Raw genomic sequence first — 16,471 nt, 5'->3', positions numbered from 1 at the left:
ATTTAGCAGATAGATTAGCAATGAAAGGATGGCAAATACCAGCATATCCATTACCTGTTAATCTAGATAAAGTTATAATACAACGTATAGTATGTAGAGCAGATTTAAGCTATGATATGGCTGAATTATTTATAAGAGACTTAAATACAGCTATAGATGATTTAAATAAAGCAACTATATTAGTTCATGGTAAAAAAGCAGAAAATAAAAAATATGGTTTTACTCATTAATTATATAAAAAGAAGCTAATTCAATTGAATTAGCTTCTTTTTATATAAATCAATATAAGTATTAAATTTAAATGCTAAATGCCCATACATTTTTAGCTTCTTTTAAAAATACGTCAACATCCCAAGTTTTGCTACTTCTTTCTTTACTATCAGAGTCATTAACTATTATCTTTCCGTCATCAGTAACACCAGTTAAAACTATATAGTGGCCTTCTGTTGTAAAATGTCCAGGACCCATAGTGGCTATAACTGGATTTCCCTTTTCAAGGTTTGAGATAATACTTGAAGCACTTAAAGGTATAACTTTGCCTTTAAGGCCTAGTTTTTTAGCTCCATCAGTCATTAATGACCAAGCTGTACCGACACCATCTACTAGATATCCATTTTTAGCACTAAAGTTTTCAATATATTTTGGACTGAAGTTTTCATTTCCAGTAAGACCTACAGCAACCATTGATAGGGCTGTGGGACCACAACCATTAATTGCGAAATAATCAGGACCATATTTATCATAACCCCATCTTTCATCCCATTGCATGTATAAAGGTATTTCGCCTTTTGTATAACTTCCTTCAACAGGTGTTGATACTTCAGTTTGTCCACCTTTATGATCTACAAAATCAGCGACAAAATCTATTGTTTCAGGCTTTTTAGATGCCATGGCTAAAAATTCAGGAGGATACTCACTTGGATCTTTTAGTATGTCATAAATTTTAGGGTATACAGGAGCTAAGTTTATTAATTTCTGAATTACAGGATCTTTTGATTCAAGCAGTTCTTTAGACAGCTCAACAGTTTGTGGGCTTGCATATCCAACTGTGCTTGAAAATGCATTTGATACCCCTTTATATCCTACAAATATACCTAATGATAAAACTATGGGTAAAGCAATAAGTTTAATTTTGTGCTTGTTTAGTTTTTGTTGCTTTTTTACGCTATGTTTTCCTTTTGCATAAGCCAATTTATAATCCTCTCCTCTAATGTATAAAATCAAGTCTAATATAATTATACAACTTTAAATTAAATACAATATAACAAAACTGTAACAAATTTTTTTGATAAATAAATTGACAATTTCAAATGTGGTTACGAAAAAGTAACTAATTAATTAAATCAACTAAATTTGATATAATGTATTATATGATATATTGATTTGGAGGTAGTTTATTTTGTTTAAGGATATAGAAATAGATTGTAAAAACATATTAGATAAATATTTTGACTTAGTTGATTATGAAGCATGTGAGTATTGTTTTACTACATTATATATGTGGAAAGATTTATATAAAACAAAGTATTATGTTGAAGATGATTTTGCTATAGTTGCAGGGGAATATGAAAACAAAGGTTTTATAATATTGCCTTTAGCTAAAAAAGAAAATATGAATAAAGCTTTTGATTTTATAATTAAAAACTTTGAGAAACAACACAAACAAATTCATTTAAAAGCTATAAATAAAGAAGTCGTTGAATACTTACAAAGTGTTTATGGAGATAGATTCGAATATATTGAAGAACGCAACAATTTTGATTATATATATGATGGAGAAAGTCTAAGAACTTTAGCAGGAAGAAAAAATCAAAAGAAAAGAAACCACCTAAATAGTTTTGTCAAAGAATATGGTGATAGAGTAGAATATAAAAAGTTAGAAGAAACAGACTTTGATGAATGTATAAATTTATTAAAAGAGTGGTCAAAAGATAAAGATGAAAGTATAGAACTAGATAGTGAATTTAAAGCAATAAAAAGAATATTTAAGAATTATGAAAAATTAAAAGATACATTAAAGATAAGTGGTATATATATTGACTCTAAATTAGAAGCATTTTCTATTGGAGAAATGTTAAATGATAATATGGCGGTAATACATGTTGAAAAAGCAAATGCGGATATAAGAGGATTGTACCCTTATATTAACCAACAGTTCTTATTAAATGAATTTAGTGATGTTGAATTTGTTAATAGAGAAGAAGATTTAGGTATAGAAGGTCTTAGAAAAGCAAAGCTTTCATATCACCCAGTTAAATTTGCTGAAAAATATACTGTAATAGAAAAATAAAATGTTAAATTATTGAAATAAAGGCATTGTCATAGAAATTGGCAATGCCTTTTGTTATTATAAAATTATGTCGAAAAAAATAGAAAAATGTAAAAAAAGATATATGCAACATTAATATACAAAGAGTATAATATTAATTGCTTAAAGTAAGAAAATCAATATTATATGTGAGAAAGAAGTGACACTTATGAGGAAAATTTTATATGTTCGTATTGTGAAAATTGCTTTGATCGGAGGCGCTATACTAATTTTATTAGGCTTTGCGAGGCATATATATAAAAGTAAATTTGGTCAAACAGAAGTAAATCCAGAAAAAGGCGTAGCTAAAATAAAAGAATTAGAATCAGAAGACATATCAAGTATAAGAAATGAAATTGAAAAAAATAGCGACGATGATTCAAATATAGATGAAAACAAAAATGATGTAAATTTTGAAAAGGTATTTGAGGATTCAGTAATAATGGGAGACTCAAGAGGAGAGGGACTAACAGAATATGGTTTTTTAAGTCCATCATCAGTTGTAGCATATAAAGGAAGAAATGTAATAGAGGCAAAAGGAGATGTATCAGAAGTGGTTAATCTTTCACCTAGTAATATATTTTTAACTTATGGGATGAATGATTTACAATTGTTTAGTAATTCTAAGGACTTTATTAATAAGTATGAAATACTTATTAAGGATATTAAACAAAAATTGCCAAGTTCTAAAATATATGTAACTTCTATCATACCAACAACACAATCAGCTATGGAAAAAGACCATAGTTTTAAGAATGTGTACAGTTTTAATAAGGCATTAGAAGATATGTGCAAGGATTTAAATGTGGAGTTTATAAATGTTAATGATAGCGTTAACTCAAAGAATAACTTGTATGAGCCAGATGGTATACATTTTAGTGCTAAATTTTATAATGGGTATTTAAACATTTTAAAGAATAAGGCTAATCTATAGATAGGAGTGAGTGTTTTGAAAAAATTTAAAAAGTACATTTTAACTCTTAGTTTTGTATGTACTATGTTTGTTGCTAGTGGTTGTGGAATAAATAACGATAAGTCTGCTAGTAGTATAACTGAAGATATTAGCAAAACTGTTAATTTAAATAATATGGAAAAAAGTGATAGTAAATCTTTAAGAAGATTTTTTGGTTTAAACTCTAGTGAGTTTGAAGATTTTTCAATATACATACCTAAATCTACTATGGATGTAGAAGAAATGCTTGTGATAAAAGTAAAAGATAAAGGCCAAATTCAAGGAATAGAAGATGCTATAGACAGTAGAGTTAATAAGCAAATTGAAAGTTTTAGTGGATATGGACCAAAACAAGTAGCATTGCTTCAAGATTACGAAGTTAAAGATAAAGGTAACTTCGTATTTTATGCAGTTTCAAAGGATTTAGATAAACTAACTGATGCATTTAAAGAAAGTATCAAAAATTAAAAAAGAGAGGTAAACCAATGGTTTTTAGTAGTATAGTATTTTTATTCACTTTTTTACCTATAACCTTGATTCTATATTATATTTCACCTAGAAAAATGAAAAATATAGTCTTATTGTTAATTAGTTTAATTTTTTATGCATGGGGAGAACCTGTATATGTTTTTCTTATGATGTTTACTACTGTATTTGACTATTTAATAGGACTACTTATAAATAAATATAGAAGAAATAAGATTAAATCTAAACGAATATTTATATTTGCTGTTTTAGTAAATTTAGGTATACTAGGATTTTTTAAATATTATGGATTTGTAATTGAAAATATAAATATCGTATTTTCTTTAAATATTGGATACAATCAGTTGCCACTTCCAATAGGAATATCATTTTATACGTTCCAAACATTATCATACGTTATTGATGTTTATTTAGATAAGGTAAAAGTTCAAAAGAGTTTAATATCTTTTGGTCTTTATGTAACCATGTTTCCGCAGTTAGTTGCAGGACCTATTGTTAGATATACAGACATAGATTATCAGTTAAAGCACAGAACTCATAGTATGAATAAATTTGGAGAGGGTGTAGATAGATTTATACAAGGGCTTTCTAAAAAAGTATTGCTTGCTAACAATATAGGTATGATATTTACCAGTATACAACAATATGATGCAAGTGAAATATCTGTATTAACAGCTTGGCTTGCAATAGCTGCATATACTTTACAACTATACTTTGACTTTAGTGGATACTCAGATATGGCAATAGGTCTTGGTAAAATGCTAGGGTTTGACTTTATAGAGAACTTTAATTATCCATACATATCTAAAAGTGTTACTGAATTTTGGAGAAGATGGCATATATCTTTAGGAAGCTGGTTTAGGGAATATGTTTATATACCTTTAGGAGGTAATAGATGTAGTACTATATTCCAACTTAGAAATCTATGCATAGTGTGGTTTCTTACAGGACTATGGCATGGAGCTGATTGGAACTTTATATTATGGGGCTTATATTATGGATTGATTTTAATAATAGAGAAGTTTTTATTAAAGGATATACTAGAAAGAATGCCTAGCTTTATACAGCATATATATACAATGGTACTAGTTATGATTGGATGGACATTTTTTGGAATTGAAAGTATACAAAAATCTTTAGAATACATAAAAGTAATGTTTTTCTTAAATGGAAATAAAATAATTGACTCAACATTCATTTATTATTTACATACGAATTTAATTCTTTTAATAATTTTAATATTGTGTTCTACACCTATAGTTAATAAGGTATTTAAAAAAATTATACAAAATGGAAGAATGGAAGGAGTTACATTGGCTGTAACAGTTCAATTTGTTTTGTTATTTTTAAGCATAGCATACTTAGTAAACGAAACATACAATCCTTTCTTATACTTTAGATTCTAATAAGGGGTGAGGACTTTGAAATTTTCAAAAAAAAATACGCGTAAATATAAAAATATATATGTGAAGCTAATGGCAATAATGTTTTTAGTAACTATATTTTCATTTGTAGGACTTAACTTAATAGTTAAGGATAAACAGTTTTCGGAAAATGAAAATAGACTTCTAGAACAAAAGCCTAAATTTACACTAGATAGATTATTTGAAGGTAGATATACAAAAAAATATGAAAAATATACTGTCGATCAAATGGTTGGAAGAGATGAATTTATTAAAATTAAAACTAAGACTGACGATCTTATGGGCAAAAATAGTGAAAACGGTGTATTTAAATGTGATGATGGTTATTTAATAGAAAGCTTTGGGAAACCGAATGAAGAGTATTTAAAAGCTAATATAGAAGCTATAAATAAGTTTGCAGATAAACATAAGAACATAAAGACAAGTATGTTAATAGCACCAACGGCTGTTAATATATTAGAAGATAAATTACCTGCATTTGCTCCTGTTTATAATCAAGACGAGTATTTAAGTAGATTGTCAAAATCTATTGATAACAAAATAGATTTTGTAAATATATCAAGTGAAATGAAAAAACATAAAGAGGAATATATATATTACAAGACGGATCACCATTGGACTACATTAGGAGCATATTATGCTTTTTTAGATTTTGCAAAGCAATCAGGGTTAAAAACTCAACCTAATAGTTATGACAAGTACAGAGTTTCAAATGATTTTTACGGAACTCTATACTCAAAGAGTGGTTATAAAGTAAAACCTGATCAAGTTGATATATACACGCCTAAAGATAAAAATGATCAGGTAATAGTAGAATATAAAGAAGAAAAGAAAAAATCTCCTACTATATATGAAAGTGAAGCATTGAAGAAAAAGGATAAGTATGAAGTTTTCTTAGGTGGAAACCATCCAGTTGTAGATATAAAAACTACAAGTGAAAGTGATAAAACATTGCTACTAATAAAAGATTCTTATGCTAATAGTTTTGTTCAATTTTTAACTCCATATTATAAAGAGATTATAATGGTAGACCCAAGATATTATTATGAAGATATAGAAAAATTAATTAAAGAAAAGAATGTTACAGATTTACTTTACTTATATAATGCAAATACATTCTTTAATGATTCATCATTAGCGCCAGTATTAAATAACATATAAAATTCGCTTCGCTTGAGCGACTAAGTCTGCGAACGACTTTGTCCGTTGCTCAAAAAGTTTTTTACTCTAAAATTATAAATATTGGTATAACTAAGTTTCATAAATTAACAACAATGCATTAGAGAGTATAATTTTTCAAGCATAAAAAAATTAATAAAAAAAATAAAAAAAGAAACTGTATCTAGAGTGTAGATTTAGAGCGGTTTCTTTTAAATTTTTATGATAAATTTAAAAAAATATGGGTATTAATCAACTTGAATATATACTATATATGGTATAGAATGGACTATGTGCTTACTACATATAGTATAAAAAATACTTATATGAACAACATAAAATTATAAAAGTCAATACTTTTGTAGAATAAAATTTAATCAATCAATATGTATTAGACAAAAGGAGAGTTTTATGAATAAACAATTAAATATAATTAAAAGAGATGGCAGTGTTGTAGAATTTGATAAAACAAAAATAGAAAATGCAATACTAAAAGCTATGAAGTACGGAAGTGGAATATATGAAGAAGAAATGGCTAAAGAAATAGCCGATGAAATTGAATTAAGTTTTAATCAAACAAAAGACGTAGCAACTGTTAATAAGGTTGAAGATATGGTTTATAAAAATTTAATAAATCATAAACATGAATTAACAGCTAAAGCATATGAGGGGTATAGAGCGGTTCAATCATTTAAAAGAGAAGTTAATACTACAGATGATAGTATTTTAGGTCTTTTAGATAACAGTAATGAAGATGTTATGAATGAAAATTCTAACAAAAATGGTTTATTAGCTTCAACTCAAAGAGATTTAATAGCTGGGGAAGTATCAAAAGATATAGCTAGAAGAAAGTTAATTCCAGCTCATATAGCACATGCTCATGATGAGGGAGTTCTTCATTATCATGATATGGATTATGCTATACAACCTATTCATAACTGTATGCTTATAAACTTAGAAGATATGCTAAATAATGGTACAGTAATAAGTAATAAGTTAGTTGAATCACCAAAGTCATTCACTACAGCTTGTACAGTTACTACACAGATAATAGCTCAAATTGCTAGTGGGCAGTATGGAGGTAACTCTATAACTATAAAACATATTGCTCCGTTTTTAAGAGTTTCATATGATAAATATTTAAACAAATATAAGGATAAGTATCCAGAAGAAATGGCTAAAGATTTAGCTGAAGATAGAATGTTAGAAGAGTTAAAAAACGGAATTCAAACTATAAGATATCAACTATCTACATTATATACAAGTAATGGTCAATCTCCATTCTCAACTATTTACTTAGAAATTGAAGAAGGTAACGAGTATGAAAGAGAAATGGCTTTAATTTGTGAGGAAATGATAGCTCAAAGATTAGAAGGAATGAAAAACTACAAAGGACAAGAAGTAGGAGAAGAGTTCCCTAAGCTAGTTTATCTATTAGATGAGCATAATTGCTTAGAAGGTGGTAAATACGACTACATTACTAAATTAGCAGCTAAATGTAATACAAAGAGATTAGTACCTGATTATCAAAGTGCAAAAATAATGAAAAAAAATTACGAAGGAAACACATTCCCACCAATGGGATGTAGGTCACACTTGAGCCCATGGAAGGATGAGAATGGAAATTACAAATGGTATGGAAGATTTAACCAAGGTGTAATTTCTTTAAACTTAGTGCAAGTTGCATTAACAGCAAATCAAGATATGGAGAAGTTCTGGGAGATATTAGATGAAAGATTAGAACTTTGTAGAGAAGCTCTAATGGTTAGACATGATTTATTAAAAGGCGTAATATCAGATGTATCACCTATACATTGGCAACATGGGGGTATAGCAAGACTTAAAAAAGGAGAAAAAATAGATTCATTATTAGAAAATGGATACTCAACTCTTTCTTTAGGTTATGTTGGTGTGTATGAAATGACACAAGCTATGCTTGGAATGAGTCATACTACTAAAGATGGTGAAAAATTTGCACTTGAAGTAATGAATCACTTAAATAACACTTGTCAAAAATGGAAGGATGAAACTGGCCTTGGATTTGGATTATATGGAACTCCAGGAGAAAGTTTAACTTCAAGATTCTGTAGAATAGATAAACAAAAATTTGGAGAGATAAAAAATGTTACAGATAGAATGTATTACACAAATTCATATCATGTTCATGTAAGTGAAGAAATAGATGCTTTTGAAAAGTTAAAATTTGAAAGTCAGTTCCATGATATAAGTTTAGGTGGATGTATAAGTTATATAGAAGTTCCTGATATGAGTAAAAACTTACCTGCAGTAGAACAAATAATAAATTATATATACCATAATATACAATATGCTGAGATAAACACTAAACCTGACATTTGTTATTCTTGTGGTTATACAGGAGAAATAAAGTTAGATAAAGATTTAGAATGGTATTGCCCTAATTGTGGAAATAGAGATAAAAATGAAATGCAAGTTATGAGAAGAACTTGTGGATATATAGGTGCAAATATGTGGGGAAAAGGACGTACACAGGAAATAGGCGAAAGAGTTTTACATCTATAAGGTTGGAGTGATGAAAATGAGATTTTCTAAAATAAAAGATAATGATATAGCTAATGGATTAGGGATAACTATGTCTTTTTGGACTCAAGGATGCCCGCATCATTGTAAAGGATGTTTTAATAAAGAGACATGGGACTTTGATGGAGGACAAGAGTTTAAGCAAGAAAACCTAGATTATATTATAGAAAACATAAATAAAAATAATATATATAGAGATTTAGCAATATTAGGAGGAGAACCATTATGTCCTCAAAATGTTGAAGGTGTAATTAGTTTATGTAGAGAATTTAAAAGTCATTATCCAAATAAACTTATATATTTATGGACAGGATATACTGTAGAAAAATTTAATGAAAATCAAAGAGAGATTTTAAATTATATAGATATATTAATAGATGGACAATTTGACGAAGAACGAAAAAATTTATCTATAAAATTAAGAGGTTCTTCGAATCAAAGAGTTATAGATGTAAAAAAATATTTAGATAAAAATGAAATAATTTTATATGATTTTAATTAATAAAATAAACTAACCAATTATAAATTATATTGGTTAGTTTTTTTACATTCTTAGTGATAATAATTTTCATTTACAACAAATAACACCTATGTTATACTAAAGACATAGAGAAAAGCCTTCTCTACAAAAAAATGATGCTATAAATTTATAAAGTACTCAATCCCGCATATGTAGTTTAAGTTTAATGTCCGAAACATAAATTATATTAGTACTTTTAGATTTGTGCCAAAAATTACACTCAAAAACTAAAAAACTTCTTAAAAAGAGTCATGATTGTATACATGACTCTTTTTAATGATAATGAAAGTCATTTACATAAAGTAAAAATTATGATATAGTGTATACAGGCTTAAAGTTATCGCGGCAAAATTTCTAATTTTATAGGAGATGATAATTATGGCAAAAATGATGGGACCTAGATTTAAACAATGTAGAAGGTTAGGACTTAATGTGTGTGGACATCCAAAAGCTATGGATAGAGCAACTAGAGGAACTTCTAGAGCAGATAAAAAACTTTCACCGTATGGATTGCAATTACTAGAGAAACAAAGATTAAGAGCTTATTACGGGGTTTTAGAAAGACAATTTTCTAACTATGTAAAAAAAGCTATGAAATCTCAAGGAGAAACAGGTACGGTATTAGTTCAACTACTAGAATGTAGGCTAGATAACTTAGTTTATAGATTAGGATTAGCGAGTTCTATAAGACAAGCTCGTCAAATGGTAGTACATGGACACATATTAGTTAATGGAAATAAAGTCGATCGACCTTCTTATGGAGTATCAGTAGGAGAAAAGATATCTCTAAGAGAAAAATCTAAAAAGAACTCTATGTTTATTGATAGTTTTCAACAAAATGCTAATAGCCAATATTCTTACTTAAGCAAGGACCTTGATGATGTATCGGGAACTCTTACTAAGATACCTGAAAGAAATGAAGTTCCAATAGAAATAAATGATATTTTAGTTGTTGAGTATTACTCTAAACTTAAGTAGGTCATTAATTAAAATAAAGAAATGTAGAGCTTTAGTTCTACATTTTTTTTATTTTAATTAATTATTTCAATTTAATATACAAAGAATTTTATTTAAAGGTAATAATAAAGTAGAAAACTAGTTACGAATAAGTAACTAATTGTTATAGATAAAAACTGATGATATATTAAAGTTATTATAAAACATAAATAAAGGAGAAATGAAAATGAGTAGAATAATAAATACAGAAGAATTTAACGTAGAGGTAGAAAATGCAAGTGAAACAACAGTAGTAGACTTTTTTGCAACATGGTGTGGTCCATGTAAAATGTTAGCTCCAGTATTCGATGAATTAAGTGGAGATATAGATGAAGCTAAATTTTTAAAAGTAGATATAGATCAAAGCTTAGAATTAGCTAGAAAATTCCAAGTAACAACAGTACCAACTGTAATTGTATTTAAAGATGGAGAAGAAGCTGAAAGATTAGTTGGGTTTATACCTAAGCAAAAGTTAGAAGATATGGTAAAAGCTCATATATAATTAAGATAGAGAGGAATGTTGAATATGAGATATGATATTGCAATTGTAGGTAGCGGACCAGCTGGTTTAGCAGCTGCTATAAATGCTAAGATACGTAATAAAAATATAATATTATTTGGATCTCACAATGGAAGTGATAAATTAGTTAAAGCTCCATCTATAGATAATTATCTAGGGATTTATGATGTAAGTGGAGCTGAGTTGAGTGAAAAATTTACTAATCACGTAAAAGAGATGGGAATTGAAATAACTCAAGAAAGAGTTAATAATGTATACCAAATGGGAGATTATTTTGCATTAGCTGTTGGAGATAAAATTTATGAAGCTACAACGGTAATAATAGCTACAGGTGTACAATATGGAAAAATGATTAAAGGGGAAGAAGAATATTTAGGAAAAGGTGTAGGATATTGTGCTACATGTGATGCTGGATTATATAGAGATAAAGTTGTATCTATAATAGGATACAATCATGAAGGAGAAGAGGATGCAAACTTTTTAAGTGAAATAGCATCAAAAGTTTATTATATACCTATGTATAATTTATCTAATAAGTTAGATTCTTCTATAGAAATAATCGATAGTAAACCTATAGAAATAAAGGGAGACACATTGGTAAATAAACTTGTATTAAAAGATAGAGAGTTAGATGTGGATGGGGTTTTCGTTATAAAGGATAGCGTATCTCCAAGCTATATGGTCCCTGGGTTAGAAGTTGAAGGACCTCATATAAAAACTGATAGAGAAATGAGAACAAATATAGATGGACTTTATGCTGCAGGAGATTGTGCAGGTAAGCCATATCAATACTTAAAGTCTGCAGGGCAAGGGCAGATGGCAGTTTCCAGTGCTATATCACAGTTAGATAAATTAAGAATAAAACAAATGGGATTAGAAAAATAATATAAAGTAAATAACCTAAAATTCAAGAGAAATTAAATCTTGTTATTTTAGGTTATTTTTATTTGAATAATGGATAAGAGTAGTTATAGAAAAAAGCTATAATAAAACTTGGATATGCAAAATTCATAATAATCAAAATTGGACAAAATATTGGCGATATTATAACCTTGTATACACAAATAAAAATAGGAGGGCCAAATTAATGTACAATGTAAGTGATATGACATTTGACTGTCCAGTTGAAGCTCTATCTAGTATAGTTGGTAAAAAATGGGTAGCAAGAATAGTTTGGGAGATCCAAGATAATAAAATTAGATTTGGAGAGTTGCAAAGAAAAATAGATGGATGTAGCAAGAAAATGTTAGTTCAACAACTTGATTTATTAGTAGAAAATAACATTGTTATAAATAATAAAAAAGTAGTGAAGAATAGTATAGAATCTACTTATTATTTAAGTAAATCAGGGTTGGAGCTACTACATGTTATTGCCAATATGATAAAGTGGAGCAACGAACATATAGTATGTAATGATTAAAATTTTAAAATTTCGAAAAGTAAAAAAATTAGAAGTTACCAAAAAGTTACCAGTTGATATAATTTTTAGGACTTGTTATATTATATAAAAAAGCAAAGCCTTTAACTTTGCAAAAAGTATAAGGAGGAACACATGAATTACACATTTTTCTCAGAATTCCTTATGGTAACAAATTGGTTAACTTTGTTATCGGTAGGAATATTAATAGGACTATTCTTTATAGTCAAAAAATTAACTAAAAAGCTTAATTTTACCAAATTGATGATATCATCAATTGCAATGGGAATTGGCTTAGGGTTAATAATTCAATTTATAGCAGGTTTTCCAAATGACCCTACAAAAGTCACTTGGTTAACAGAGGTATCTAAATGGTATGGATTATTTGGATATGGATTTATGGATTTATTAAAAATGCTAGTAGTACCTTTAGTGTTTGTTTCAATTGTAAGAGTTATAATGAACTTGAAACAAGGTGAAAATTTAGGTAAGTTGACAGGTAGAACTATTTTTATGCTACTTGGAACAACAGCTATAGCAGCAGCAGTTGGAATAATAGTTGGAAATTTATTTAAACTGGGAGTAGGACAAGAAGTAGCTCAGCAAGCTACAGAACAATTAAGAGAAGTAACACCTGTAGTAGATACTTTAAGAGGGTTACTACCATCAAACCCAGTAGATGCTATGGCACAAGCAAATGTAGTAGCTATAGTTATATTTGCAGGATTTATAGGTATAGCAATAAAAAGATTGAGTAAAAAGCACGCAGATACAATTAAACCTTTTGTAGACTTAATTGAGGCGTTTTATAAGATAATAATAAGTATATCGATAACTGTTATAAAGCTAATGCCATATGCGGTAGTTGCATTAATGGCAAGTTCTATAATTGATAGAGGAATATCTTCTATAGTAGGTGTTATAGATTTCATATTAGCTTTATATGTAAGTGTTGCAATAATGTTTATAGTGCACTTAATAATAATATCTATTAATGGGGTTAATCCTATTAAATACTTAAAAAATGCATCTAAACCTCTTATATTAGCATTTACTTCAAGATCTAGTTTAGGAACATTACCAGTTACTATAGAAACATTAAATGATAATTTAAAAGTAGATCAAGGTATATCTAGTTTTGTTGGAAGTTTAGGAGCTAATATGGGTATGAATGGTTGTGCAGGAATATACCCAGCATTAATGGCTGTGACTGTAGCCAATATGTCAGGAACAACTATGAACTTTAGTTTCTATGTAATGTTATTAATAGTAATAACAATAAGTTCTTTAGGAATAGCAGGAATTCCTGGTACGGCAACTATGTCTGTATCTGTTGTTATATCAGGTATGGGATTAGGAGCATACTTCCCATTATTAGGTGGAATAATTGCTATAGATCCAATATTAGATATGGGACGTACAATGCTTAATGTAAATGGAGCAATGGCTTCAACTATAGCAGTTGCAAATAGTTTTGATGAGATAGATAAAAATTCTATAGAATAGAATAAATATAAAAAATAGACTAAGATAACTATCTTAGTCTATTTTTTATGCATTTAGTAGAAATAAATAAAATTAGAAGCCCGACAATAGCTGTAGATATTGAAATTATTATATGAAGATCTACAGAATATTTAAATACATAGGAACATGCATTATCTAAAGCATGAAACAGTATACATAGCCAAATGCTATTTGTTTCCATATATATAAATGTTAGAACAAATGATGATGCTAAGCAACTCAATGCAAAAGGTAAAAAGTTTATATGTTGTTGAGGAGACCCAACAACAAACCAAAGTGGTAAATGCCAGCAAGACCAAATTAATCCTATTAATAAAGAACTTTTCAAAGGCGAATACTTGGACAATAACTTAGGAAGTAAAAAACCTCTCCAACCTATTTCTTCAAGCCCTCCACCAAAAATCATAAATGGTGCGATCCATGTTAAGAAAATTAATGGATAAGTTAATAAAATATATTTATCTCTGAAAAAGCATACAACTATAAATGGTGTTGTCCACAAAATTAAAATAGTAATTAAAACATAAAGGTATTCCTTGAAACTTCTTTTCATATCTATACAACTTTTTAAAAATCTACTAAAATCATTTTTTGAGTAGAATTTGTGAACAGTAAGTATACCTGCTATAGCTGGGGAGTATCCAGATAAAGCATAAAAAATCATAAAAATAGGAGAACCGTATGTTAATACTCCTAATTGAGTAAGTGGAATTGTAACTCCAAATCCCATTATGCAGGTTATAAATATTATGAAAAAAAAGTATTTAACTTCATTAGACATATGAACATATACCCCCAATCTAAGTAAAACTCAAATATATTAAAATATATTTGAATAATAATAATATATACCTATTTGAAGAAGGTTAAACATAATTAATTAAGCTGGAAAAACAAAATAATGATTTATAAGAGTTAATAGAATTGAAAAAACAAATATTATAACTATTATAATCATATGTCTTTTTTTATTCATTACAACAAGTGCTATATACTCTCTTATCAAAGCATTAGGAAGAAAGTAATAAGCAGTTTTTGATCCTAGACCATTACTTTTTAAATTAGCCATTCTTGCGTATATGCTAGCCCTAAAAACATGATAATTATTAGTTACAAATATACTTTTATAACCATTAGGCATTAAATTATCCATAATAACTTTTGAAAATTTCATATTTTGTAGCGTATTAACTGATTTATCTTCAATAATTGTATCTTTAGATGGTATCCCTTTACTTAATGCATATTTTTGCATAGCTAGACCTTCTGGAATATCTTCATCTGGACCTTGACCTCCAGAAAAAATGATTTTAGGAGAAAAAGAAACCTTAGATTGTTCATTATAGAAAGTTATAGCTCTGTCAATTCTGCTAGCAAGTAGAGGAGGAACTTTTTCGCCAAAAACCCTACTACCTAATACGATTATGAAATCTTGATCTTTCTTTGGGTTATTAAATTGAGATATTAAAGAAATCATTAAGAAATTAAAAATACTAAATAAGAAGTAAAGTTCTAAAATTAAAAAACTACTTAAAAAAATAGTTATATCTTTTGGTAAAAATTTTTCTGGGTTAAAGAATGTTAAAATTAAGTGGAAAACAAGTGATAATCCTAAAAATAGAGTTAACATATTAGATAAATTTCTACTTTCCTTTTTCATAACAATTTTAGCATTTAAAAATAAACCGAAAATAAGGGCGTAAATTCCGAATATCGAAACAATCATAAATATAATAAATAAGATTAAAAATAAAACTATTAAAATTCGGTTTCCTGTAGAAAATGCTAAGTATGTAAATGAAATAGCAAAGGATATAAGAAATATATTGAAAAATAATCCGTTAACAAGTCTTCTTCTATCTTTAAAATAAGATATTAGAAAGATAGACAATGTTATTATTGGAAACAAATAAATAAAAAACATACGTTACCTCCTAAATAAAAATGAAATATATATTAAATTCATTATATATTTTTTCAATAATTAAGTTAATAGATACATAAAAATGTAATAATAAAGAATAGTTATATAAAAAAATTATAATGAAAATAAATTATATTTTATGATATAACTATATAACAAGAATTAAAAAAAGAGAGGTATGAGTATGAATAATATAGTAGTTATATGTGAAGACATAAACTGTGGAAATAAATTACAGGAATCGGCGAAAGAATTTAACTATAACATTGAATTTGAAATACAAAATGAAGATACAATTATAAATGAAATATCTGAAAAAGATATAAAAGATGCACGTGCTGTTTTATTTGTAATAAATAGAGGTATAGAAGAAGTAAATGAAATCGAAAGATTCATAGATGTTGAATACTATGAAGTAGAGCCTTGTATAGCATTAGAAAATCCTAAACAAGTTATAAGTGAAATAATAGCTGATTTAAACTAAGGAATAGTAAGAAGCTTTGTGATTAATCTCAAAGCTTTTTTATATTTATAAAAAAATAAAATTAAATTTAAAAAAAGTGTTGACGATGTCAAATTAAGGTGGTATAGTATTACTTGTCCTTAAGAAAAGGACGAAACACAAAAAAAATGAACTTTGAAAATTAAACAGTAGGTTAATTATAAAAATTCTTTTTTAA

Annotated in this window: 16 protein-coding genes and 1 pseudogene; 14 read left to right on the top strand and 3 right to left on the bottom strand. The window is 27.6% G+C overall.

From position 1 onward, the window contains the following. Positions 1–230 (top strand): annotated as a pseudogene (locus tag RWY47_RS03695) (glutamate decarboxylase); the annotation flags it as partial. Between the two features lie 67 nt (positions 231–297). Here the strand turns inward: RWY47_RS03695 and RWY47_RS03690 are convergent. After that, positions 298–1,191, bottom strand: a complete 894-nt coding sequence (locus RWY47_RS03690; protein ID WP_150841479.1) for a C39 family peptidase — start codon at positions 1,189–1,191, stop codon at positions 298–300. Positions 1,192–1,396: 205 nt separating this feature from the next. On the opposite strand from RWY47_RS03690, the gene RWY47_RS03685 reads away from it, so the two are divergent. From RWY47_RS03685 to RWY47_RS03630, 12 genes are all read left to right on the top strand, one after another. After that, positions 1,397–2,290: a DUF2156 domain-containing protein gene (locus tag RWY47_RS03685; RefSeq protein ID WP_150841478.1), complete on the top strand. Its 894-nt coding sequence runs from the start codon at positions 1,397–1,399 to the stop codon at positions 2,288–2,290. A gap of 187 nt (positions 2,291–2,477) precedes the next feature. Then, positions 2,478–3,242, top strand: a complete 765-nt coding sequence (locus RWY47_RS03680; protein WP_025161525.1) for a GDSL-type esterase/lipase family protein — start codon at positions 2,478–2,480, stop codon at positions 3,240–3,242. A gap of 15 nt (positions 3,243–3,257) precedes the next feature. Beyond that, on the top strand, positions 3,258–3,728 hold the full coding sequence (locus tag RWY47_RS03675; protein ID WP_021430443.1) for a DUF4358 domain-containing protein: 471 nt from the start codon (positions 3,258–3,260) through the stop codon (positions 3,726–3,728). A 17-nt stretch (positions 3,729–3,745) separates the two neighbouring features. Further along, positions 3,746–5,152, top strand: coding sequence for an MBOAT family O-acyltransferase (locus RWY47_RS03670; protein ID WP_150841477.1), 1,407 nt, complete (start codon positions 3,746–3,748; stop codon positions 5,150–5,152). Positions 5,153–5,167: 15 nt separating this feature from the next. After that, complete coding sequence (locus RWY47_RS03665) at positions 5,168–6,331, top strand: DHHW family protein (RefSeq protein WP_224171165.1); 1,164 nt, start codon at positions 5,168–5,170, stop codon at positions 6,329–6,331. A 408-nt stretch (positions 6,332–6,739) separates the two neighbouring features. Beyond that, positions 6,740–8,869, top strand: coding sequence for an anaerobic ribonucleoside-triphosphate reductase (gene nrdD / locus RWY47_RS03660; RefSeq protein WP_021430447.1), 2,130 nt, complete (start codon positions 6,740–6,742; stop codon positions 8,867–8,869). A gap of 16 nt (positions 8,870–8,885) precedes the next feature. Further along, positions 8,886–9,389 (top strand): anaerobic ribonucleoside-triphosphate reductase activating protein, encoded by a 504-nt coding sequence (nrdG, locus tag RWY47_RS03655; RefSeq protein WP_168932768.1) that lies wholly within the window; start codon positions 8,886–8,888, stop codon positions 9,387–9,389. Between the two features lie 396 nt (positions 9,390–9,785). Beyond that, positions 9,786–10,385 (top strand): 30S ribosomal protein S4, encoded by a 600-nt coding sequence (gene rpsD / locus RWY47_RS03650; protein WP_025161520.1) that lies wholly within the window; start codon positions 9,786–9,788, stop codon positions 10,383–10,385. A gap of 205 nt (positions 10,386–10,590) precedes the next feature. Beyond that, positions 10,591–10,905: a thioredoxin gene (trxA, locus tag RWY47_RS03645; protein WP_021433958.1), complete on the top strand. Its 315-nt coding sequence runs from the start codon at positions 10,591–10,593 to the stop codon at positions 10,903–10,905. A gap of 24 nt (positions 10,906–10,929) precedes the next feature. After that, on the top strand, positions 10,930–11,808 hold the full coding sequence (locus tag RWY47_RS03640) for an NAD(P)/FAD-dependent oxidoreductase (RefSeq protein WP_021430437.1): 879 nt from the start codon (positions 10,930–10,932) through the stop codon (positions 11,806–11,808). Between the two features lie 202 nt (positions 11,809–12,010). After that, positions 12,011–12,343 (top strand): winged helix-turn-helix transcriptional regulator, encoded by a 333-nt coding sequence (locus RWY47_RS03635; protein WP_021430434.1) that lies wholly within the window; start codon positions 12,011–12,013, stop codon positions 12,341–12,343. Between the two features lie 132 nt (positions 12,344–12,475). Continuing rightward, positions 12,476–13,846, top strand: a complete 1,371-nt coding sequence (locus RWY47_RS03630; protein ID WP_025161519.1) for a cation:dicarboxylate symporter family transporter — start codon at positions 12,476–12,478, stop codon at positions 13,844–13,846. Between the two features lie 28 nt (positions 13,847–13,874). Here the strand turns inward: RWY47_RS03630 and RWY47_RS03625 are convergent, their stop codons facing one another. Further along, complete coding sequence (locus RWY47_RS03625) at positions 13,875–14,648, bottom strand: CPBP family intramembrane glutamic endopeptidase (protein ID WP_021430435.1); 774 nt, start codon at positions 14,646–14,648, stop codon at positions 13,875–13,877. Positions 14,649–14,747: 99 nt separating this feature from the next. Beyond that, positions 14,748–15,791: a YdcF family protein gene (locus RWY47_RS03620; RefSeq protein ID WP_168932767.1), complete on the bottom strand. Its 1,044-nt coding sequence runs from the start codon at positions 15,789–15,791 to the stop codon at positions 14,748–14,750. Positions 15,792–15,975: 184 nt separating this feature from the next. Here RWY47_RS03620 and RWY47_RS03615 point away from each other — a divergent pair, with 184 nt between their 5' ends. Continuing rightward, complete coding sequence (locus RWY47_RS03615; protein WP_168932766.1) at positions 15,976–16,275, top strand: PTS sugar transporter subunit IIBC; 300 nt, start codon at positions 15,976–15,978, stop codon at positions 16,273–16,275. Positions 16,276–16,471 lie beyond the last annotated feature (196 nt).

The sequence above is a fragment of the Paraclostridium sp. MRS3W1 genome, assembly GCF_032465715.1.
GTDB classification, from domain to species: domain Bacteria; phylum Bacillota; class Clostridia; order Peptostreptococcales; family Peptostreptococcaceae; genus Paraclostridium; species Paraclostridium dentum.
Note: the sequence above shows the minus strand (reverse complement) of the source record. Positions and strands in the feature narration are given on the sequence as shown.